This is a genomic window from Salmonella sp. SJTUF15581 (genome assembly GCF_043356775.1).
Taxonomy (GTDB): domain Bacteria; phylum Pseudomonadota; class Gammaproteobacteria; order Enterobacterales; family Enterobacteriaceae; genus Salmonella; species Salmonella enterica.
Genome location: NZ_JBEUJY010000007.1, coordinates 134,890 through 158,446 on the forward strand (window position 1 = coordinate 134,890; position 23,557 = coordinate 158,446).

A 23,557-nucleotide genomic window follows, 5' to 3' on the forward strand; every position below is an offset into this window, starting at 1 on the left:
CAAGGGATACCCAGGTTGGGCGACGCAATGCGTCACCCAACAGTCAAAGGCGCTCCCGGCCCCATTCACTACGGCACCCGGCACGAGCCTAAGCCCGAGGTCGTCGATTTTTCACGATTACAGGTTGTCTGGCCGGTCGTTTCGTTAAATGAACAGTAGACCTTATTGCTTTGACCTTCATCTTGCGACACATAATCCCAGGACGATGTCGTCGGCCATTGCAACGTGCCGATAACGCTCTGCAACGCTTTCAGATCGTCCAGCGAGGCCATATTTTCCTGCGATCCGCAAAGATGTGTCAGCGATGTTTCAACGTGCTCGGACTGATAATAATAGTTCGACGCCCAGTATTCGTTAGTCATCAGCCAGGTATACTGGGGCATAGCAGAGAGCTCGGCTTTCAGATACGGGCGGCGCAGCGTAACGCCGTTCACCTGCACGGTATCCGGCATATGACCCCAGTATGACGCATACGGCGTATCCGGGCTGGTTTGTACCGTAAAGATTGCATCCACACTCGCCGCCTCATCAAATTGATTCGCAAGCGCCGCCGTGACAGACGTTTTTAACCCCGACGATTTATCCTGAGTTAACGTAAACCGCAACTTACCGTCATCGCCAGTGAAGCCAGACCATTTTGTGCTGAGGCCATTCTGGTTATTAAACACCACTGCCGTACCCGCAGGTGCAACCGGCGTCAGCATCATATTCGCTGGCGAAGTTGTAAACGGAACCGGCTCGCCAATCACGCCGGGATCAATGTATTGCTTATCCACCGCACCGCGCGAATAAGCGTATCCACGCGTCAACAGTACGGCCACCCCGGCCTGCGGCTGCCCGTCGTCGTTAGTCACCGTTACCGTCATCGGTATCGTTTCGCCTTTTTTCGCCACGGCCGCTGATTTATCGGCGTTCCATGCGTCGGAAGAGAGCGCGATATTCAGCCCGCTGCGCGATGTTGTCAGGCAGAGTTGTAAGTAGTAGTTACCCGGGTTTTCCGACATGCTGTAGTTTTTCCCCGTCTTGAGATCTTTATACTGCCAGTAAAGGGTTGAGCCTTTCAGCAGGCTATCGCCAGCCCACCACCGCTTCCCGACGGGCAATCCAATATCGGTCGCCACCTTGCCGCCTGGGTGATCGTTGTACAGCGCCGTGAAATCATCCATCGCAGCCATCTGGTTCATCGGGCACCCACCGTAATTACCGGTATTAAAATTATTCACCATGATCCAGTATTCATTGGTTTCGAAATAGGTATCCGTGTGCGCCTCCGATGAGGGCTCGCCTACCACCAGCGGGCGCTTAAACTCCGCACCGTTGCTGGCGGTGAAGGTCTCCGGCATATGGCCGTACATGTTGGCCTTGTCGCTGTCCGGGCTGGTGAGGACGGTGAACACCACCGGCAGCGATGAGGTCGCCGTCGGCGTATCGTACAGACTCGCGGTCAGCAGGTTTTTCAACCCTATGCCGCCGGGTTCGGCAAGTGTCAGAGTCAGCGTACCGTCCGCGCCGGTGGTGCCGGTCAGAGCCGATGTGGCATAGTAAAACTGTTGCTGCGCACCGGCTAGCGGCGTCACCGTCATGTTGGTGCCGTTAGTGGCTACAAATTTATTATAGTCAGTGTTGCGCGGCGTCCCGGCGTCGCGTTTAAGCGAAAAAGCCGTATAAGGCATCGGGTTGCCCATCGCATCGGTAGTGGTGATGAGCAGCGGGATCGACTCGCTGTTTTTCGCCTTCACCGCCTGAATAGCGTCATCCATCGCCTGCGGGGAGGTGAGGGTGATCTGCGTGGCCTGCGGTATCGGTGTCCTGGCGCAAATTTGGTACTGCCAGACAGAGTTGGGCGAGCTGTTTTCTGACCGACGCGAACCATCAGCCAGATCGACAACGTAATAGAAGTCAACTTTTGCCCCGCTGGAGAGTGACGTCGAGTTCGATCCGCTCCAGTAAGAATAGTAGACCGGCCAGCCCTGGGCAGTATTTATCGTTCGGTTCGGGTATTTGCTGTAGAGCGAATCCAGCGCCTCAACGGCAGGGTAATAGCCCGCCGCGCAGCGGGCCGGATTTGCCCCTGTATTGGCTGGCCCATGAAAAATCGCCCAGGTTTCGTTGGTTTCTTGCTTAGACGTAGTATTGTCCGTACTGGCCAGCTCAGCGTACAACAGCGGGCGCTGGTACACCGCGCCATCTGCCGCCGTCAGCGATGGCGCCATATGCCCCCACATGCGGGCGACGCTGACATCCGGGCTGGTGACGACGGTAAAGATGGTGTCAATGCTGGCGCTCACGGCGGCATTTTCATACAGCGTCGCGTTAATCGCGGTGCGGGTGCCGTGGGTGTCCGGGCGGGTAACACTAATAATGCGGGTGCCGTCAGGGCCGGTCTGCGACCCCATTTTAGTGGTGGTCCAGGCCAGCGATTCGCCGTCGATCACCACGGGCGTCACGATGCCTTGCAGATCGTCACCGTCCTGGGCGGTATACTTTTCGCCACGGCGATCGTAACCGTCGCCGCGGGTGAGCACAAACGGCGCTTCCGGGATCGGGTTGCCGCTGGCGTCCTTCACCGTCACCTTGAGTTGTAGGGTATCGCCCTTTTTCACTTTGACCGCGTGGACGTCGCTGCCGTCGTACCACAGCGATGGATCGACCGGTTCAATGGTGATGGCGGCTGGTACCGGGTTGTCGCTGGCCAGGCAGCTGGCATAAATGGAGACGTTGCTGTTGGCAAATTCACTGCCGTTCGCCAGCGCGATCAGTTTCCAGGTGGTGGCGCTCTGGTAGGTGGACGACCAGTAGTTAAGATAGATTGGCCAGCCCTGAATGCTGTGAATCTTGCCGCCGCTGTTGGCGTTGTACAGCGCCTCAAGCTGGTCGATGCGCGGCAGGCGGTTCGCCGCGCAGCCGCCCGCATCCGGGTTGCTCGCCGCGTCGGTGTGGGCCACACGCGTCCAGGTCTCATTGCTCTCGTCCTGGGTACGCAGCGGGTTACTCACTTCACCCGCCAGTTTGGGCCGCTCAAAGGTCCAGTCACCCACGGTAATTGTGTCGGCCATATGGCCCCACATTTTGGCTTTTGCCGTATCCGGGCTGGTGGCGACGGTAAACTTCACGCTGCGGGAAACCGGCGTATTGATGTATGAATGGATGGGCACGATGCTTAACTGTGTCAGCAACCCCACGCCCTTATCCTGGGTGAGGATAATGGTCGCATCGCCGTTGGCGTCGGTGATCCCCTGATAAACCTGTCCGGCAATGTAGCCGACGCCGTCAAACTGCATCTCGCCGTTGCTGGTATCGGTAAAACCGGTCGTCAGCCCGTCGCGCCGCCTGCCGTTCGCCATGGTGACGGTGAAGTCGGTATTGGCGATCGCCATGCCGTTAAGAGCGTTGCGCGAATGGATGTTCAGCTTAATCTGTTCACCCACTTTGGCGGTCATATCGGCGTTTTTGGTCGCCGGGTCGTCGTTGAAATAGACGTCCAGCACCGCCACCATTTCGTTGGCCGAGCAGGTCAGGTAGTTCGGCGTATCGGTAAATTTGCCGCTATCGCCGTTTTCGAGGTTGACGTGTACCGTCCCGGAGGCGTCATTGTCGGCGGCGATGAAATAATCTTCGGTCGGCCAGCCGTGTTCGCTTTCCATCTGTCCGCTCGGATGCTCGCTGTACAAATGCGCCAGCGACGACTGATCCGGCACCTGGCCGGTACCGCACTGCGCGGTGGCCGACGCCACGGAGTTAAATGTCGCCCACTGTTCGTTGTTTTCGTCGAACTGGCCGTCTTTATGGCTGGCCTCCACCGCCAGCAGCGGGCGTTTGTACAGGTTGCCCGCGTCCACCACGCCGCGCATATGGCCCCACATGTTGGCGCCGTCCACGTCCGGGCTGGTGATTACGGTGAAAATCACGCTAAAGGGCAGCTCGACGTTGCCGCCTTCGTCGTCCGGCATCACGATGCGGATAGGCGTTTCGACCCCCATACCGCTGTCGTGTTTTAACGTCAGATGCGCCTGGCCGTTAACGTCAGTCACGCCGGTATAGTGCTCCGGCGAGGAGGCGCTCATGCCTTCGGAATCGACGGTGACCCGCAGGTTATCCCACGCGTCCTGATGCTCCCCTTTGCGGTTTTTCGCCGGGTCGATAAACAGCTCCATATAACGGTAAGGCAGCGGTTTTTGCGTGTCCCTGTCAACCACTGTCATCACCAGATCAATCGACTCTCCTACCCGCGCTTTATACGGCCCTTGCGGGGAGAGAGTAATCTGCGGGTGCGCCGCAGGCTGGGCTTTATCCACACAGCTGACCAGCAGCGTGTCGCTGTCGGCGGCCCTGGCAACCGACGCGCTGTTCATATGTACGGCAGCGTGGTAGCCGCTCATCTGATCTTTGGTCGACGACCAGTATTCGGCATCGTCCGTCGCCGGCCAGCCGGTGTACGTTGCCAGCGTGCTGTGCTCATGTCGCATCTGCACCAGTTGTTCGGCGTCCGGCAGAATATTGCAATGGTTATCGGCGCCGTTCCAGTCGAACAGCGCCCAGGTTTCGTTGGTATCGACGACGCTTTTGTCAGCGCCGCTCGCTTCCGCCGCCAGCTTCGGGCGGGTGAAGGTGTAGGTTATACCGTTCAGCGTCGCGGTAGCGCTCTCTATCATGTGGCCGTACATACTGGCCTTATCGCTGTCCGGACTGGTGATGGTGGTGAAAATGACGGCGGTTTCAGCCGTAAGCGCCGGGAAGTTGACCGAGCTGACAACCAGCGGCGTTTTGACGCCGGGGCCTTCCTTCTGGGTGACCACCACCGTGGCGTTGCCGTTGGCGTCAGTGACGCCGCGATATTCCGTTTGGGTGGTCGTAAGTTCGGTATCGCCAACGCGAACCGGGTTGGCATTGTTGACCACACCCTGGCGGTTTTCCGCATCTTTACGGCGGATGACAAACGGCGCGTTGCCTTCAGGCGTGCCGTCGCACGCTTTGGTGGTGATGGTGAGGGTGATGCTCTCCCCTACCTTCACTTTTGATGCCTCAAAAGCCGAATCAACGTGATCGCCGCTGACCGTAACCGGCGTGTCGGTGGCTGGTTTAATGTTGAGCGTCACTTTCGGGCTTAACAGCGGAATGGTCGCATAATTCGGCACCCCGGTATTCGTAAAGAGCCACAGCGCGGGAACGTTGGTTTCATCTTCCACCTGCGCCCAGGCCACCAGCTGTCGCCCGGCGAGGTTTTGGGCGCAAAAGGTCAGGTTCGGAACCGGCTGCGGCGAGAGCGGCGTGTCGGGCGTGGCGGCATCGGCCCATACCAGCCCCATGGCGGGCGGCTGGCGGTTTTCCCAGGCGATGGTGGGCGGATCGCTAAAGAGATCGCCTTCGGTATCGGTGGAATTGACCGCCTGCATCGAGGTTGAGGTAGCATCCGCGCTAAAATCGCGCGGCATGGCGCTGAATTCAATATCGTGGGTTTTGCTCGGGTCAAGCAACGTACTGCCCTGATACAGGGGAATAATCGCGCCGTCGGCCAGCGGCGCGGTGCCGTTAACCGCGCCGGTCGTCGAGTTCAGCTCTTGCCAGGTTCCGCCCTTCAATAGCGCCTGCGCAGGCGCGATCGACGCTGCAAACATGACCAGTAATGTCAGTAAGAAATGTACAACTTTATTCACTTGCCGATTCCTGTCCATGAGCGATAGCCACCCGTTTTCATTCTCTGTCGTAATTCAACCCACTTTGCTTAGCGTGCGGCTAAGCAAAGTGCGCGGAAAATACCACTCCCCGCGGGGAGTGGTATGTTGAGGACAACTTATTTGCGTTTGTAGTCGATGGACAAACCAAAGCCCTGGACACCGTCGCTACCCACGGTAACGCCGCCGTCTGCTCCCTCGAACGCCTCTTTCGCTTCGGTGTTGGTAAGCGGGATGACAAGGTCTTTATCGTTCCAGCTTTCGTTGACAATACCGCCGGTACCAGTACCTGCAATTTTACTGGTGCCGACGAATTTCCAGCGGTAGTCATACTGGTCGGTAACGTTTTCACCGGCATCATAGGTGCCGTTGCCGTTCTTATCGCTCCACAGCAATACCTGATAGGTGGTATTCGTTTTGAGTGTCGTCCCTGTATTCTTCAACAGGTTGGTATTCGAACCTTTCTCATGAATAACCACATGGACGTTGTCATCCACCACCGGACCTTCCGGAATTTCGTCATCATCCGAACCACCGCCCGCATCGGTCGACAGGTCTTTCAACAGCAGTTCGGTTGCCACGGCAGGGTCACCGGTGGTGGTGGTCGGCGTGATTTTGATACCGATATAATGGTCTGCGTCAGCCGCCTGAATTTCATAGGTATCGCTACCTTCGGTGCCAATCTCTTCGGGATTGCTACCATTCTGGTCGCTGTATCTCATCCACTGCACCGTCTGTTTCGTGGCGGCGTTGTCGGCATCCAGGTCGCCTTCCGTATCGCCAATCGCCCAGTTCACCGTGACCTTATCGCCAACGTGAAACTGCTTATCGCCTTCGGTCACAATTTTACGATCGCCGCGATCGATAGTTACCGTTACGTGATCTTTGTCGGTATCCGCGGTTTTATCCGCCGCACGGGTAATCCACGGCACCGTACCCTGAATGGTGCCCGTCTGTTCAGAGACAATCTGCCACTGCCCCGATTTCAGATTACCGTTCGCCGCCACCGCTGGCGCGGCGCAATATCCGGCAACCACTAATGCTAAAGCGACCTTCGTCAGCCGCCGTTTTACTGTTGCTTGCATTCAGACTCTCCTTTTTCTCCAAATTCAGCGGCTGGCTGGTCAGCCATAACGCTGACGCTATTTCTGGCTATACGTAACGCGTATGCCGTAACCCTGAACGCCATCTTCCTCATTGGCGGCAAACTTCTGCGCCGCCTCTTTATTGGTTACTGGCAGGACAAGATCTTCATTCATGGTGTTGGCCAACGCGCCGGTATGTCCGTTTGTACTCTGCCCGGTAAACTCCCACTGGTAGTCGTACAGCGCCATCTCTTCTTCCGTGAGCTGCTCGGACATCTGAAAAACATTGTCTTTATTTTTGTCGCGCCACAGCAGGAAACGGTAGGTATTATTGACCGTAGGGTGCTTATCTTCTTTGCCGATAAGGTTGACAGGGTTGGCGGCTTTGACCTGATAAATCACCGCATTCAGCGCGCTCAGGTTGTCGCCGATAAAAGTGACGTCAACGTAGTTACTGTCGCCATAGGCGTCTGCTTTCGCCTTCCAGCGGAAAGTGCCTGGCAGGGTGCTGGAAAGCGTCACCGTCCCCGCTTCTTTATCACGACTGGCAATAAACACGCAGGGGGTTTCCGTGGTGCAGGGCGTCTGAGCCAGGGTGACTTTTTTATCATTGCTGTCGTACAACAGAGGCGTCATGGCATCGTCCACCAGTTCGTCACCATTGCGATCCGTGGAGTCGCCAAAGGAATCGGTGATCAGCAGATCCATCACCACGCCGTCTTCGCCATCGGCCAGCGCGCTGGCTTCATGGCTGTGATCGCTGCGATCGGTATCGGCAATGTTGTCGACGATCAGCTCAATTTTGCGATCCTGCTGGACGGTGATTTCCACCACGCCAGAGTTCTGCTTATTGCCCTTTTCGTCTTCCAGCGTCATGCGTACTTTCCAGGTGTTCAGGGCGGTGCGCTGCTCTTCGGTATCGGCGTTAACCCAGGCAGGAAGCACCAGATTCCAGCTGTTATTGTTGCCTTCGGTTAACGCATTCGCTTTTACTACCGGCATCACCAGCGTACGGGCGGCGTTGTTTTTCGCCTGCCAGGAAGCAGAAATAATTTTGTAATGGTGGTTAATCAGCGCGTTGACCGTCCACTTACATTTCTCCAGCCCCACCGCGGCCTCAGGCGTATCTTCAATCACGCATTCCGGGTGTTCGTTGGTGGCGTCAGCCTTCAGCCACAGCGTGACGTCCAGCGGGTCTTTCTCGCGATATTCGAGAATGATGAAATTATTGCGATCGACAAAATCGGTGCGGCTGCCCATTAAGGAGTGCTGAATTTTAACGTTTTCCGGATCGAGCTGCGCCGCCAACGGCGTGCCTATCTGGTAGTTCACGGTCGCGTTAACGCTAAAGTCGTTACTATCGCCAGTACCGGCTTTGTAATCCGTACCAACCGTGACCAGCGGTACCGGCGTATATTCCAGCCCCAAAGTGACGGCATGAGGATCTTTTTGCAGATTATCGGTGCCAAACAGCGCTACTTCATCGCCGTAGTACTGTTCGTAAACTAATTTAGCGCCAAGCTGCGGATAAAACGGCAGCCAGCTTTCCATGCGGATATCCCAGCCGCGCGCGGGTCGTTCTTCATAAAAGTCGAAATCTTCGGAGTCTTTCCAGTCAGAAAGAGGATGGTAATAGTTGCCGGAGAATTTCAGGTAATCTGTCCAGGCTTCGGTTCCCAGACCTAATCGACGGTGACCGCGCGTAAAATCGTAGTCATAGAATGCGTTGCCGCCAAGCAGCCAGTTGCCGACGTTCTGGCGCACGCCAAGCCCAAAGTTACCAATGGTGCGGTCTTCCTTACGCTGAGCCGAAATCTGGCTAAAGAAAAGCGTGCTCTGATTGTCATACCAGGGAATAAAATAATCCAGCGAACTGCCGTCCAGATCGCCGCCTTCGCCCACGGTGAGGCTGGTACGGATCTTGCCATAAGGTGACATTACACCTTCAAGATATGACTGTGCTGAGGAAGTAATTTGGTTTTGCAAATAGCTACGCGCCTGGGATTCCAGCGCTTCCGGGGTGAGATTATCAAAGCCCTGGGTGGCGGAATTAATAAAGTAGTCAGCGCCCTGTTCTTTAAAGGACTTTCCTTTATTTTCCTGTTCTTCTTTTTTCGCGGATTCGCTGGCTAAATCAGGCAGAGAGGAGTGGCTTTCATCATTTGCAGATACAGAGTTATCTGCGCCGGAAGCCGCAACCGATACTCCAGACACTAATAGCAAAACCAGAATGCGAATCCTTCGCACCATATGATATCCCTGTCGTTAAATAAACACGCCTCGATGAAAAGATATTATATGGATGATTCAGATGGAATCATAACTAACAGACCTAAATATATTCCTAAAAAGAAAAGTTTAATATGAAACAGACTTATAATATTGATATAATAAATAAAAAGAAGGCTGTTATTTATTTCTAATATTAATTTTTGGGAATAATATTCTCTATAAATAATTGAATCAATAAAAAGAATAAAATAGCCGTCGGGCAGGAGACTATGCTGATATTACGGGAGTATCGAATAACGCTTTTGCCCTTAGCCGGATAAGACGTCGGCGCCTCTGCTCTGCGGCGCAACGTCGACAGCGGTTTTATTGATCGGAAATGACGAAGTTAACCCGTTTTTTTGAAATTAAACCATGACCGTTCTGGCAAAAATAGTCCACTGCGCCGCAGGCTTTCAAAACCTGTAACGGCTGGCGGCAGTCAGGACACATTGCCTGTAACGAGAAATCTTTAGCGCATGTCTCGCAATGCGCTGTATCGCCATTGCGCTCCAGCGCGTGATGGCAAACGGGGCAGGTTATTTCCATAACATTCTCCTCAGGCGCGTGACTCACTTTTACTTGAAAGGCCTGATAGCGCAGCGCTTGTCAGGCCTGGAATATTACTGAAAAAGCATTACTTGCTTTTCTTGATATGTTTCATCAGACGCTTACGTTTGCGCATTTGCGTTGGCGTCAGTGTGTTACGCTTGTTCGCATACGGGTTCTCCCCTTCTTTAAACTGAATGCGAATCGGCGTCCCCATCACTTCCAACGACTTGCGGAAGTAGTTCATCAGATAGCGCTTATAGGAGTCTGGCAGATCTTTTACCTGGTTGCCGTGAATCACCACAATCGGCGGGTTATAGCCGCCAGCGTGGGCATATTTCAGTTTCACACGGCGACCGCGCACCAGCGGCGGCTGATGATCTTCCACCGCCATCGTCATGATACGGGTCAGCATCGCAGTGCTCACCCGGCGAGTGGAACTGTCGTAAGCCTCGCGTACGGACTCAAACAGGTTGCCGACGCCGCTGCCGTGTAACGCAGAGATAAAATGGACGCGGGCAAAATCAATAAAGCCCAGACGGAAATCCAGCGTCTCTTTCACCTGCTCTTTGACTTCCTGGCTCAGGCCATCCCATTTGTTGACTACGATCACGAGTGAGCGCCCACTATTGAGGATAAAGCCCAGCAGAGACAAATCCTGGTCGGAGATCCCCTCGCGCGCATCGATAACCAACAGTACGACGTTAGCGTCTTCAATCGCCTGCAACGTTTTAATCACCGAGAACTTTTCTACCGCATCGGTGATTTTTCCGCGCTTACGCACGCCCGCCGTGTCAATCAGCACATATTCCCGTTCGTCGCGTTCCATCGGGATATAAATGCTGTCGCGAGTGGTGCCCGGCATGTCGTATACCACCACGCGCTCTTCACCGAGAATACGGTTAGTGAGTGTGGACTTACCTACGTTCGGGCGACCGACAATCGCCAGCTTGATCGGCAGGCTTTGCGGGTCAAAATCATCTTCCGGCGCTTCTTCGCCATTTTGTTCCGCCTCGAACTGCGCCCAGTATTCCGCGTCTTCATCCACCTCTTCCTGCGGCGCGACATCATCCATCCACGGCAGAAGCACATGTTCCAGCAGGCTCAATACGCCGCGACCATGTGAGGCGGCGATAGGGTAAATTTCGCCTAATCCCAGCGAGTAAAAATCGACAACCGCCTGATCGGGATCGAGACCATCCGTTTTATTCGCCACCAGGAAGGTCGGTTTTTCACGGGAACGCAGATGTTTGGCAATCGCTTCATCCGCCGGCATCAGGCCAGCGCGCGCATCAACCATGAATAACACTACATCCGCTTCTTCAATCGCCAGCAGCGACTGTTCCGCCATCCGCGTTTCGACGCCGTCTTCGGTGCCGTCAATACCGCCGGTGTCGATACAGATAAACTCGCGGCCTTCAACTTCCGCACGACCGTACTTACGGTCACGAGTCAGACCCGGAAAATCCGCAACCAGCGCATCTCGGGTGCGGGTCAGACGGTTAAATAGCGTGGATTTTCCGACGTTAGGGCGCCCGACAAGCGCGACCACAGGTACCATGTTTAAAGCCTCATTAAAAAAATCATCAGACAACGCGCGCATTTTGCGCCATTGTTAAAAACAGGAAAACGGCCCCTACACCAGGAGCCGTTTTTTAAAACGCACAACCGTGACGATTAACGCGTAATCGCGTAGACCGTACCGTCTTTGGCCTGGATGAGCAGTTTACCATCCGCCACCGTCGGTTCGGTCAGGAAACCGGAACTGTCTACTTTTTGTTGGGCCACAAAACGCCCGTCATCAACATTAATCCAGTGCAGATAACCTTCGCTATCGCCGACGACTAAATCACCATTATACAGTACCGGGGAGGTCAGCAAACGGTGCAGCAGATCGCTTTGCGTCCACAGCGTTACGCCGCCGTCAGTGGTCAGCGCCAGCACGCGATCGTTCTGATCGACCAGGTAGATACGGTCGCCGTCGACGATAAAGTCATTGACCGAACCCAGCTCGCGTTTCCACATAATCTGACCACTGCGCAGATCCAGCGCCGTTAAGTTACCATTATACGCCAACGCGTAAACGACGCCGTTTACCACAACCGGCGTGGTATCAACGTCGCTCAGACGGTCAATTTCCGTTGGGCCAGTGGCCTGGGAGATACGCTGTTGCCAAATCATCTGGCCTTGTTGCATCAACACGGCGCTGACGCGGCCATTATCACCACCAACGATAGCCGCGCCGAACGCGGTTGCCGGCGCAGATTCGCCGCGCAGCGACAGCGAAGGCATATCCAGGTTCACCGTCCATTTAATGGCGCCATCCGCCTGATTTAGCGCCTGCAACTGACCGTTGCTGGTATGGATAAGGACGATTCCATCACTGACAACCGGGCGAGACAACGCTTCGCCTGCGACCTTCGTCTGCCATGCTGTAGTGCCGTCGCTGGTATTCAGCGCATAAACCTCGGCCTTTTCACTGCCGATATAGACGTGACCGCCCGCGACCGTGACGCCGCCGGACAACAGCGCGGACGAACGAGAGAACCAGCCGTCTTTCTCGCCCAGATTCACAGACCAGATCTCTTTGCCATCATCCGCATTGAGCGCTTTTACCACGCCCGCGCGATCGGCTGCATAGACCACGTTATCTGCCATTACCGGATGAAGGTTAGAATAAAATTCGCCAATTCCGTTACCGACAGAGGTGCTCCAGACAGTGGTCGGGGTAAACTGGTTTTCAACCTGCGGTAATGGAGACATCTTGACGACATCTTCTTCGCCGCTAAACAGTGAACAGCCGCTGAGCAGGGTAACGGAAAGCAACCCTGGCAGAAGTAATTTACGCAATTGCATCGGGTCCCTCTCAGATGGACAAATTATTGATTTTCATCTGCATCATTTCGCTCAACGCCGGAGAAGCATCGCTATTGACGCCCGCTTCCCATGCGCTGCGCGCGCCTTTTTTATCACCCTTACTCAGCAACGCTTCGCCGCGCAAATCAGCGACAATGGCCGTCCATCCTTCGCCTTTAACGGCATCCAGAGTTTTCAGCGCGGCGTCAGCTTGCTTAAGCTGTAACTGAACGCGAGCGAGACGCAGATTAATCACCGCTTTGAGATTTTCATCGCTGGTGGCCGCCAACCCCTGCTGCAACTGGGCTTCGGCTTTTTTAAGTTCATTCTTATCCACAAACTGCTGCGCCAGTTCCATAGACGCCAGCGCACCATAGGTATTTTTATTCTCAGCCGCGAATTTTTCAGCGGCGGGAATGCTATCCGGCTTATCGGCGCTTACCGCCGTCACCGCATTTTGATACGCCAGAGAAGCAGCACGCGCGGACTCCGTCTGATGGCTGCTCCAGTAACGCCAGCCAACCAGCGCGCCAACCCCTAAAATCACTCCGACAGCCAGCGCTTTGCCGTTTTCGGCAAAGAAGCGTTTAATCGCATCCACCTGGTCGTGTTCGTTCTCGTAAATTTCCACGCTGTCCTTCTCCTTAGCCCAATAAAGTGCGCAAATGCGCGGCGACGCTGTCCTGCGCCACTGCCGTTTGCTCACCGGAGCGCAAATCCTTCACTACAACAGTCCCATCGGCGACTTCAGATTCGCCAAGAACCAGTGCAATACGGGCGCCCCACTTATCGGCGCGGGCAAACTGTTTCTTAAAGTTGCCGCCGCCGTGGTTTGTCATTAGCTTCACGCCTGGCATTTCATCGCGCAGCCGCTCCGCCAGCGTCATTGCCGCAGACTGCGTTTGTGCGCCGGCAGCTACCAGGTATATATCGACAACAGGAGAGGCAATAAATTCCGGATTAACTGCCTGAACTAACAAAACAAGTCGTTCCAGGCCCATCGCAAAGCCCACTGCCGGGGTAGCGCGACCGCCCAGTTGTTCCACCAGACCGTCATAACGACCACCCGCACAGACGGTGCCTTGTGACCCCAGACTGTTTGTTACCCATTCAAATACGGTGCGGTTGTAGTAATCCAGACCGCGTACCAGACGCTGGTTGACGGTGTAGGCAATCCCCGCCGCGTCCAGCAATTTACACAGGCCGGCAAAGTGCTCGCGTGAATCGTCATCGAGATAGTCGCCGAGAGCGGGCGCGTCGTTGAGCAGCGCCTGCACGTCCGGATTTTTTGAATCCAGCACGCGCAGCGGATTGGTATACATACGGCGTTTGCAGTCTTCGTCCAGCGTCTCTTGATGCTGTTCGAGGAACGCGACCAGCGCATCGCGATAGTTCGCACGCGCCTCTAATGAACCAATAGAGTTCAGCTCCAGGCTAACGTGTTCAGCGATGCCCAGCGCGCGCCACCAGCGTGCGGTCAGCATAATCAGCTCCGCGTCAATATCCGGGCCTTGTAAGCCGAAGACTTCGGCGCCTAGCTGATGGAACTGACGGTAGCGGCCTTTTTGCGGACGCTCATGACGGAACATCGGGCCGATATACCACAAACGCTGTTCCTGATTGTACAGGAGACCATGTTCGATGCCGGCGCGTACACAGCCCGCCGTACCTTCAGGGCGCAATGTCAGGCTATCGCCGTTGCGATCCTCAAAGGTGTACATCTCTTTTTCAACTACGTCAGTAACTTCACCGATCGCACGTTTGAATAACGGGGTCTGCTCTACAATCGGCAAGCGGATTTCACTGTAACCGTAGCTGCCGAGCACGTTTTTGAGTGTGCCTTCAATGCGCTGCCAGATGGCGGTTTCGCCAGGCAGATAATCGTTCATGCCGCGAATGGCTTGAATGTTTTTTGCCACGTTTATTCTCTTTCTGAATATAAAAATGAACCCTCAGCGCTTCCCCGAACGAACCGGGAGCCATGCGGGTTCAATCATACACGGGAAGCGCGCCGCTTCCCATCACGTTCTTATTTTTCAACCTGCAGCACGTCAATCCGACGCGCTTCATCAAGTTGACTTGCTTTCGCGCGAATACGGGATTCAAGCTGCGCGATCATATCGTCGTTATCGAGTCTGTCCTTACGCACGCCGTCTTCATACAGGCCGCTTTTCTTATTGCCGCCCGTCACACCCAGCGTCGATACCAGCGCTTCGCCCGGCCCGTTCACCACGCAACCGATGATCGAGACGTCCATCGGGGTGATGATATCTTCCAGACGCTGCTCCAGCGCGTTCACCGTGCCGATAACGTCGAACTCCTGGCGAGAACAGGTCGGGCAGGCGATGAAATTGATGCCGCGCGCGCGAATGCGCAGCGACTTCAGGATATCGAAACCGACTTTGATCTCTTCCACCGGATCGGCCGCCAACGATACGCGCAGCGTGTCGCCGATACCTTCCGATAACAGCAGACCTAAACCGATCGCCGACTTGACCGCCCCGCTACGCGCGCCGCCCGCTTCGGTGATCCCCAGATGCAGCGGCTGATCGATCTGTTTAGCCAACAAACGATAAGACTCAACGGCAAGGAATACATCGGACGCTTTTACGCTCACTTTGAACTGATCAAAGTTGAGACGATCGAGATGATCGACATGGCGCATGGCTGATTCCAGCAGCGCCTGCGGCGTCGGCTCACCGTATTTTTCCTGCAGATCTTTTTCCAGCGATCCGGCATTTACGCCGATACGAATAGGGATGTTTTTGTCGCGCGCGCAGTCCACCACCATACGAATACGTTCTTCGTTACCGATATTGCCGGGGTTGATACGCAAGCAGTCAACGCCGTATTCCGCTACTTTCAGCGCAATGCGGTAGTCGAAGTGAATATCGGCAACCAGCGGGACGTTAACCTGCTGTTTGATAAGCTTGAACGCTTCGGCGGCGTCCATGGTCGGTACAGAAACACGAACAATATCTGCGCCAACGCGTTCCAGCGCTTTGATCTGATTAACCGTCGCTTCCACGTCAGTGGTACGCGTGTTAGTCATCGACTGGACGGCGATGGGGGCGCCATCGCCAATCGGCACATTCCCAACGTAAATACGTGTCGATTTTCTACGTTGAATCGGAGCCTGGTTATGCATGAAAAATCTCCCGCGTTACCCGTCTGTTACTGCGCCGGTGTCGGTTCGGCATTAAGGGTCAGACGCGCAACCTGATTAGTTCTGATAAAGCGGCTCAGATCGACAGGTTTTCCTTGATACTGGATCTGCACCGCGGCCGGCGCGCCAATTTTAAGTTTATAAGGCGCCTGACCGGTTAGGTTTAAATTACCATCTTTACGCTGCATACCGCTAAACAGCTTCTTACCCGTGGCGTCAGTGACTTCGAGCCAGCAGTCAGCGGTAAAATTCATCACCAGCGCGTTCGGATCGGCAGCAGGCGCCGCTACGCCAGCCTGACTGGTCGGCAGCGCGGACGGCGTCTCCGTTGCCGCTGGCGCGGCAGATGTCGCAGCCGTATCGACATTCGCCTGCGAAGGCGCGACTACCGTATTTTGCGTCGCCGCCGCCGTTGGCGCTGGCGTTTGCGTCGCCGCCGTCGAATCAACCGGCGTCGCAGGCACCGGAGCCGTTTGCGCTGGCGTCGTATCCTGGCTTGTCGCGTCACGGGTGTCCAGCGGTACGCTTTGGCCGCTGTCCTTATCTGCGTTCAGTTCAGCCGTGCTTTGATCGGCCATTGTCGTGATCTCTTCCTGCTGCGCCTTATGGTTCTGCCACCACCAGGCGCCGGTCAGCCCTACGACCACAAACAGTACCAGCCAGGTAAAAGACATTAACCAGCCGTCGCGTTTTTTACGACGCTTTCCTAATGAGAAACTCTGCATCGGGGCGACTTTGGCGGCGCGCAGCGGGGCCTGCTTTTCCAGCCCCGGCAGCAGTTCCTCTTCTGGAACATGCACCAGACGCGCATATGAGCGGATATATCCGCGCAGGAAGGTTGAAGCAAGATCGGACGGCGCCTTATCTTCTTCAATATCGCGTACCGTAGAAACCTTCAGGCAAAGTCGCTCAGCGACAGCCTGCTGGCTGAGTCCGAGTTGTTCACGGGCATTGCGCAGACGAACGCCGGTGGTTTGTGCTTCATTTTGGTCGTGCGTGGCTTCAGTATTCATTCGCTACAGCTACAGGTACGTGTAAATTAGGATTCAGGCGCCGACGAGCCGTAATGCCCGCCCACACCGCGAAACATCAGGTTAGTTAACCTTAGTCAGACAGTATAAGCCTGTCAGGCCGCAGATGACAAAACCGCTAAGACACAAGGCTAAACTCTTGTTGCACCATTACATACTGCCTTAAAGTCGACAAAAACGCACCGTTATTATTGACCAGACAAGTACAACGCCAGACATTATTCAACTGACATTGCGCCACGGTATAATGAATGCCCCGTGGCGCAACTGCTATCAAATAGCCTTGATGTCAATCACCTCTCCCTGCATACGCTTACGCAGAGTACGTTTAGTACGGTCAATCACATCGCCTGCCAACTGTCCGCATGCCGCATCAATGTCATCGCCACGCGTCTTGCGTACGATGGTCGTGAAACCATAACTCATCAAAACTTTAGAAAAGCGATCGATACGGCTGTTAGAGCTGCGGCCATACGGCGCGCCAGGGAACGGGTTCCACGGAATCAGATTAATCTTACAAGGCGTCTCTTTTAATAGCTCCGCCAGTTGATGCGCGTGTTCAGTGCCGTCGTTGACGTGGTCAAGCATCACGTATTCAATCGTCACGCGCCCCTGATTGGCGTTGGATTTCTCCAGATAGCGGCGAACCGCGCCCAGGAACGTTTCGATATTGTATTTTTTGTTGATCGGGACGATTTCGTCGCGAATAGTGTCATTCGGCGCATGTAAGGAGATAGCCAGCGCGACATCTATCATATCACCCAGTTTATCCAGCGCAGGCACCACGCCGGACGTTGAAAGCGTGACACGACGTTTGGACAGGCCGAAACCAAAGTCATCGAGCATAATTTCCATCGCCGGTACGACATTGGTCAGGTTAAGCAATGGCTCGCCCATCCCCATCATGACCACGTTGGTGATCGGACGCTGGCCGGTGACTTTGGCCGCGCCGACGATTTTCGCCGCACGCCAGACCTGACCGATAATTTCCGATACGCGCAGGTTGCGGTTAAAGCCCTGCTGCGCAGTTGAACAAAACTTGCACTCCAGCGCGCATCCTACCTGTGAAGAGACACACAGCGTAGCGCGGTCGTCCTCCGGGATGTAGACCGTTTCAACGCGCTGATCGCCGACAGCAATCGCCCACTTAATGGTGCCGTCTGAGGAACGCTGCTCTTCAACGACCTCCGGCGCGCGGATTTCCGCGACCTCTTTTAATTTGCCGCGCAACACTTTGTTGATGTCGGTCATCTCATCAAAATTATCGCAGCAATAGTGATACATCCATTTCATCACCTGATCGGCGCGGAAAGGCTTTTCACCTAAGTTTTTAAAAAACTCGCGCATCTGCTGACGGTTGAGATCCAGCAGGTTGATTTTTGTTTCGTTGTTAAGAACTACCGGGGTACTGCTTTCAGGTGTGACAATTTGTTCAGACATATGCTATTCCGGCCTCGTTATTACACGTTATGGCCCCTGGAGGGTTGAAAAAAGAAACGCCCCGGTAAGCTTACTGCTCGTCCGGGGGCGCTGCATTGTACAAATTCTGGCGTAAGGATGCCACGTCTGCACGCGGCATTAGCAAAAATAATATTTGAACCGATAATTTATCGCCAACGCATTTACAGCGTGAAAGACGAAGGAGATTAACGGGTGCGCGGGCACACTTCGCCTTCACCGAAGAAAAAGGCGATTTCGCGCTGCGCGGATTCCAGCGAATCCGAACCGTGGGTGCCGTTTTCAGTTAAGCTATCAGCGTAGTCGGCGCGCAGCGTACCCGCCAACGCGTTCGCCGGATTGGTGGCGCCAAGCAGATCGCGATGACGCTGTACCGCATTTTCACTTTCCAGCACGGATACCACGATAGGGCCAGAGGTCATGAACTCCACCAGACCGTCAAAGAACGGCTTGCCGTCGTGCTCAGCATAGAAGCCGCGCGCCTGCTCAACGGTCAGGTGCAGCATTTTAGTGCCAACAATTTTGAACCCTGCAGCTTCAAAGCGCGCAAAGATGCTGCCAATAACGTTTTTTGCCACCGCGTTGGGTTTAATGATGGAAAAAGTCCGTTCAATAGCCATGTTTACCTCTGAAATATGTTCTGTTGTTATGTCAGGCGCGGATTATAAAGAGCATCCCATCAATTGCCTATGGATGCAGGTAACATTTTTTTAAAATAAAATGAGCATTAGCAACAAAAGTTAAAGGCGCACAGCAAACCCAGGGGACTGACACAGCACGCAGTGCGTGTGTTCAGGCGTGAGAGCATGGAAAGTACGTTTGCAGATGTCGCAGGTGAGCGTATGCACCGCACTATGCCGCGTTGAGGCGGGTTCCACGTCAAACCGCAGCCGCAGCGCCTGATGCGGACATACCGCCGCACAGCCGCCGCATCCCGTACAACGCGCCGCCACTATCGTCAGGGTATTGTCGTCAAACTGGATAACGTTCTCCGGGCAGCTTCGCCAGCAGGCACCGCACATCCTGCACTCTTGCGGACTGATTTCGGGTACGCATTCGCTGAACGCGGAAAACGCCTGTCTGAGACGCCGTTTCCCCGGCTCGACGGCGCACGGGGTAATGGCGTCGCGCGGAACATGAAACAGAGTGCGCCGCGAGGCGTTAATCTCCGCGCCGACAACGTGTTTGAAAGACCAGCCCGGCTCGCCGTAGCGGCGCAGCGCTAAATTTAGCCCCGCCAGCGCCATCAGCCACTGCGCCGATCGCTCCACCGCAATATCAATAAAGCGAATACCGTACTGGCTGTGCCAGAGAAGCAGTTCATCGACCGTTGGCGCCTGTAGCGAAAACGGCCCCACCAACGTATCCCCCTGCACAAAGCGTTTAACCGGTTTGATACCGGTAATGGCGTCAACAGGACAGACAAACAGACAGTCGCCACAGGCTGTGCAGCGCGTCGTATCTATGCTGACCTGCCCCTGCGCCAGTGAAAACGCCTGCGCCGGACAAACATCGGCGCAAGCGCGGCAGGAAGAAAAACGAAAGCGACGACGGACGCAGGCCTGCGTCACGTCTACCGCCGGATCGATCGTCAGGTTAACCATCAGCCAATACTAAAGAAGACGTAGCGCAGCACAATCTCGCCGATAAGCAGCAATACGCTGCCCGCCACCAGAGTTCCTCTGGCGTTTCGCAGACCGCCTGCGGCAAAGCAGAGCATTCCCGCCGCTGAGACACACCAGCCGAGAAGATAGACGTCACGCAACTGCGCCAGCGCCTGTAGCGGATGATGCGGGAAAGTGACGACCGTCGTATCCACCGCATTAATATCCGCCAGCCATAGCGGCTGCATGATCAGGCGAATCAGCACCATCAGTGCGACCACTATCACAGCGCAGCGCATTGCGGCGCCAGCGTTGCGCAGATAAGCCAGCGCAATGACTACCGAGCCGATAATGCCTGATGTGCCAAAAAACAGCGCCAGCGTGTTGCTATGCTGCCAGGTCGCCACCGAGGCATGGATATAAACCTGCGCCATGCAGAATACATCCACCAGCCCGAACGCTGCCGCCAGCGCCAGCAGCGGCTGCCAGCCTGGCTTTCGGAAAAACAGCAGCACAACCCCCAGTCCCAGCGCCGCCAGATAAAGGCTGGCAAAGACAATTTCGCGACTCAGCCACGAACTGGCGACATGACGTAACGCATTTAGCGCATTCAGGGGATAGCCCATGTGCAGCGCTGAAGCAAGCAGCCCCACGCAGGCCAGTACAAACGCCCCCGCCATCGCGGGAAGCGCGCCGCGTGCAGGCACGCGTCCCTCTACGGCGTACTGGCGGCCCAACGCCAGCCACAGAGTCACGCCCACAGACCCTTGCAAACAGAGCGTAAAAATCAGCAGCGGTAACTCATGCATGGCGTTTACCCTCTTTTTCTGCGCCCTGATGCGCTTTGACAACCAGATTAGGCTTGGTTATGGATGAATCTGGCAGCCCGTTAACGTCGCATACGCTACCGTACTTCGCGCGCAGTTCATCAATCGGGCCAAACTTGATGGCCTCCAGCGGACAGGTCGCAACACAGACGGGCGGTTCACCTTTCGCCAGTAAATCAACGCACATGTCGCACTTGGACATTTGGCCGGTCTGCTCGTTAAGCTGCGGCGCGCCGTAAGGGCAGGACCAGGCGCAATAGCCACAGCCGACGCATTTGTCGGTATCAACGCGCACGATGCCGTCGCCCGGGCGTTTATGCATAGCGGTAGTCGGGCAATTTTTAGTGCAGACAGGGTCCGCACAGTGGTTGCAGGAAATGGAAAGCATATAAGCAAATACGTTATTGCTGACCCCGCCCTGCCCGGTCGGGATGAAACTTCCGCCCTTGACTTCATAGACGCGGCGGAAACGACGGCCTACTTCCAGATTGTTTTTGTCTTTGCAGGCCACCTGGCAGGCTTTACAACCGGAGCAGCGTGAGGAGTCGATGAAAAATCCCAGTTGTTTATCGCTCACCGGCGGGTAATGTGTAAACTGACTCATGCTTTAGCCACCTCCACCAGCATGGTTTGATGTGAATTTCCCTTCGCCAGCGCGGTAATACGGGCCGAGCTGAGGACGTTCGCACAGCCGCCTTTATCAATACCGTTCTCATCCGGCTGCCACCAGGCGCCGGCCTGCATCGCGACAACGCCAGGAATAATGCGCGGCGTCACTTCCGCCGGGATTTCGCAAATCCCGCGTGAGTTATGAATGCGCACCATGTCGCCATGCGTAATGCCGCGCTTTTGCGCATCCTGCGGGTTGATCCACAATGTTTGATGCTGCACTTCAATCAGCCACGGGTTAGCGTATTGCGTTGAGTTGGCGCGGTTTTTTCCTTTCCACGTAATTAACTGGAGCGGAAAATCTTTCGCCAGCGCATCCTCCGGGCCTTCATGCGCGGGAACGTAGTGCGATAACGCCGGGATTTCCGGATGCTGCATGTCGTAGAGGCGCTTCGAGAAGATCTCTATTTTCCCTGACGGCGTCGGGAACGGATGATTTTCCGGATCGCGAATATTGTCTTCAAAGGCGATAAATGGCGCGCTTTTGAACAGATGCTGACGGGTCTTTTGCAGCGTGGCGAAATCCGGCAGATTTTCGTCCGGCATCGCCAGGCGCGTCTGTTCCCAGATGTGTTCAATCCACGCTTTCTCATCGCGCCCCTGGCTAAATTCATTCTCAATGCCTAATTTCGCCGCCACCTCACGTAGCCAGTCGTAGTCGGAGCGACGCTCAAATTCAGGCTCAATCAGTTTTTCAGAGAGTATCAGGTAGCTTGCCGTGCCCCAGGTTTCACCGATGTTCCAGCGTTCCATGAAGCTGGTTTCCGGCAGCAGTAGATCAGCGTATTTCGCGCTCGGCGTCATAAACAGATCGCTGGCGACAATAAACTGGATCTTTGATTCATCCTCCAGTACGCGTACCGCCTGGTGCAGATCGGGGTTCTGATTCGCCAGATAGTTTCCGGCCAGCGAGAACAGAATACGGATGTTACTGTCCAGCTTATCGGCATCTTTCAGCCCAATATCCGGCGTCACTTTGCTGGCGTCGTCTGCGGCCTGCACCCAGTTCATCACCGAAATTTTGGCTTTTACCGGGTTATCCGGCATCTCCGGACCCGCGGCGAATTTACGGTTAGCGCAGCCGCCGTAACCCGCAGCCCAACCGCCTTTGATGCCGACATTACCGGTAATGGTCGCCAGTAGGGTCGAGCCGCGCGCGGTGCGCTCGCCGCAGTTGTGGCGCTGTGGTCCCCACCCCTGAATCAACGCGGCGGGTTTGGTATTCGCGTAATCACGCGCTAACTGGCGAATGGTTTGCGCCGGCACATGGGTGATCTTTTCCGCCCACTCGGGAGACTTAACGACACCGTCTTTGGCGCCGGTCAGATACGCCACCAGCGATTCGTTAGCCGGTACGCCTTCCGGCATTGAGTCTTCGTCAAAACCGATAGCGTAGCACGCAATAAATGCGCGATCGTGCAGATTCTCGCTGATGATGACGTACATCATCGCGTCCATCAGCGCATTGTCGGTGGTGGGCAGTAGCGGGATCCACTGATCCGCCAGCGACGAAACGGTGTCGGAATAGCGCGGATCGACCACGATAAACCGCGTACCGTTCTGCTTCATCTTCTGCAAGAAATAGTTGGTATGACCAAAAATGGTCTCCGTCGGGTTATGGCCCCACAGAATCACCAGTTTGGTCTCCAAAAGCGTATCCAGCGAACTGCCGCTGGCGGCAATGCCGTAAGTATAAGGCGTCGCGGCCGCCGTGTTGCCCATACTCACAGAATGGTAGCTTTCGAGATAGCCGCCGGTCAGATTCAGCAGGCGACGCGCCATTTTATCGCCGGAAAAGGTGCCGCCGGAAACGGCGGTGCCAACATGAACATAACGCGAAGCCGGGCCATATTTTTCAGTAATCGATTTTAAATTATCGGCGATTAAGGTTGTCGCTTCATCCCAGGAAATTCGCTCGAACTTTCCTTCACCGCGTTTTCCTACGCGCTTCATGGGATATTTAAGTCTGTCAGGATGATAAACAAATTTACGGTATGCGCGTCCACGAACACAGGCACGCATCACCGGCATTTGCGCATCCAGCGCATTATCCGGTCGCGTTGAAATTCGCGTCACGATACCGTCACTAACATGCGCCCGAATATCGCATTTGCCCCCGCAGTCAAAAGTGCTGCATGTCTGAACGACTTTTTCCGCAGGCCTGTTTTCAGTGGCCGTCACAGCGCGCGCCTGAGCGGTAGCTGGCGAGGAGACAAACGGTAACGCAATAAGCGCGGAGCTGGCCTGGATAAAGTGGCGGCGAGAAATAGCGGGCTGTTCGCCATTTCCCTGGCTTTTTATATTTTTCATGATCCGACTCGTCAAATAAAAACCCATTCTCACGTTTTTAAGTGTCAGATCTCTTGATATTT

The 23,557-nt window shown here is 55.1% G+C and carries 16 protein-coding genes; all 16 read right to left on the minus strand.

Features of this window, described 5'->3' with window-relative positions:
- Positions 1-68: 68 nt before the first annotated feature.
- The 16 genes from ratA to ABVN36_RS14315 all read right to left on the minus strand — a co-directional run bounded on the left by ratA (position 69) and on the right by ABVN36_RS14315 (position 23,495).
- Positions 69-5,672 carry a DUF823/DUF824 repeat adhesin RatA gene (gene ratA, locus ABVN36_RS14240; protein WP_071591247.1) on the minus strand — a complete coding sequence of 1,868 codons (5,604 nt, stop codon included), beginning with the start codon at positions 5,670-5,672 and terminating at the stop codon, positions 69-71.
- A gap of 119 nt (positions 5,673-5,791) precedes the next feature.
- Complete coding sequence (locus ABVN36_RS14245) at positions 5,792-6,757, minus strand: SinI family autotransporter-associated protein (RefSeq protein WP_023137814.1); 966 nt, start codon at positions 6,755-6,757, stop codon at positions 5,792-5,794.
- A gap of 57 nt (positions 6,758-6,814) precedes the next feature.
- Positions 6,815-9,007, minus strand: coding sequence for an intimin-like inverse autotransporter SinH (sinH, locus tag ABVN36_RS14250; protein WP_023137815.1), 2,193 nt, complete (start codon positions 9,005-9,007; stop codon positions 6,815-6,817).
- 345 nt (positions 9,008-9,352) lie between these two features.
- A complete protein-coding gene (locus ABVN36_RS14255) occupies positions 9,353-9,574 on the minus strand; it encodes a zinc ribbon domain-containing protein (RefSeq protein ID WP_000406469.1) in 222 nt (73 codons plus the stop codon).
- Between the two features lie 88 nt (positions 9,575-9,662).
- Positions 9,663-11,135, minus strand: coding sequence for a ribosome biogenesis GTPase Der (der, locus tag ABVN36_RS14260; RefSeq protein WP_000249411.1), 1,473 nt, complete (start codon positions 11,133-11,135; stop codon positions 9,663-9,665).
- Between the two features lie 116 nt (positions 11,136-11,251).
- Positions 11,252-12,430 carry an outer membrane protein assembly factor BamB gene (gene bamB, locus ABVN36_RS14265; RefSeq protein WP_001177072.1) on the minus strand — a complete coding sequence of 393 codons (1,179 nt, stop codon included), beginning with the start codon at positions 12,428-12,430 and terminating at the stop codon, positions 11,252-11,254.
- A 10-nt stretch (positions 12,431-12,440) separates the two neighbouring features.
- Positions 12,441-13,061, minus strand: coding sequence for a YfgM family protein (locus tag ABVN36_RS14270; protein ID WP_000409190.1), 621 nt, complete (start codon positions 13,059-13,061; stop codon positions 12,441-12,443).
- 13 nt (positions 13,062-13,074) lie between these two features.
- Positions 13,075-14,349: a histidine--tRNA ligase gene (gene hisS, locus ABVN36_RS14275; RefSeq protein WP_001107141.1), complete on the minus strand. Its 1,275-nt coding sequence runs from the start codon at positions 14,347-14,349 to the stop codon at positions 13,075-13,077.
- Positions 14,350-14,459: 110 nt separating this feature from the next.
- Complete coding sequence (ispG, locus tag ABVN36_RS14280) at positions 14,460-15,578, minus strand: flavodoxin-dependent (E)-4-hydroxy-3-methylbut-2-enyl-diphosphate synthase (protein WP_000551804.1); 1,119 nt, start codon at positions 15,576-15,578, stop codon at positions 14,460-14,462.
- 26 nt (positions 15,579-15,604) lie between these two features.
- Positions 15,605-16,609 carry a cytoskeleton protein RodZ gene (rodZ, locus tag ABVN36_RS14285; protein ID WP_023137816.1) on the minus strand — a complete coding sequence of 335 codons (1,005 nt, stop codon included), beginning with the start codon at positions 16,607-16,609 and terminating at the stop codon, positions 15,605-15,607.
- A 291-nt stretch (positions 16,610-16,900) separates the two neighbouring features.
- The gene (locus ABVN36_RS14290) at positions 16,901-18,067 is read right to left on the minus strand and encodes a bifunctional tRNA (adenosine(37)-C2)-methyltransferase TrmG/ribosomal RNA large subunit methyltransferase RlmN (protein ID WP_000003206.1); all 1,167 of its coding nucleotides are present in this window, start codon (positions 18,065-18,067) and stop codon (positions 16,901-16,903) included.
- 206 nt (positions 18,068-18,273) lie between these two features.
- Positions 18,274-18,705 carry a nucleoside-diphosphate kinase gene (gene ndk / locus ABVN36_RS14295; RefSeq protein WP_000963846.1) on the minus strand — a complete coding sequence of 144 codons (432 nt, stop codon included), beginning with the start codon at positions 18,703-18,705 and terminating at the stop codon, positions 18,274-18,276.
- 120 nt (positions 18,706-18,825) lie between these two features.
- Positions 18,826-19,689, minus strand: a complete 864-nt coding sequence (locus ABVN36_RS14300) for a 4Fe-4S binding protein (protein ID WP_023137817.1) — start codon at positions 19,687-19,689, stop codon at positions 18,826-18,828.
- Entirely contained in the window at positions 19,689-20,498 is an 810-nt protein-coding gene (locus ABVN36_RS14305) for a dimethyl sulfoxide reductase anchor subunit family protein (protein WP_023137818.1), read from the minus strand. The genes ABVN36_RS14300 and ABVN36_RS14305 overlap by 1 nt, the downstream gene beginning before the upstream one ends.
- The gene (locus ABVN36_RS14310) at positions 20,491-21,120 is read right to left on the minus strand and encodes a DMSO/selenate family reductase complex B subunit (RefSeq protein ID WP_023137819.1); all 630 of its coding nucleotides are present in this window, start codon (positions 21,118-21,120) and stop codon (positions 20,491-20,493) included. The genes ABVN36_RS14305 and ABVN36_RS14310 overlap by 8 nt, the downstream gene beginning before the upstream one ends.
- On the minus strand, positions 21,117-23,495 hold the full coding sequence (locus ABVN36_RS14315) for a DMSO/selenate family reductase complex A subunit (RefSeq protein ID WP_023137820.1): 2,379 nt from the start codon (positions 23,493-23,495) through the stop codon (positions 21,117-21,119). The genes ABVN36_RS14310 and ABVN36_RS14315 overlap by 4 nt, the downstream gene beginning before the upstream one ends.
- Positions 23,496-23,557 lie beyond the last annotated feature (62 nt).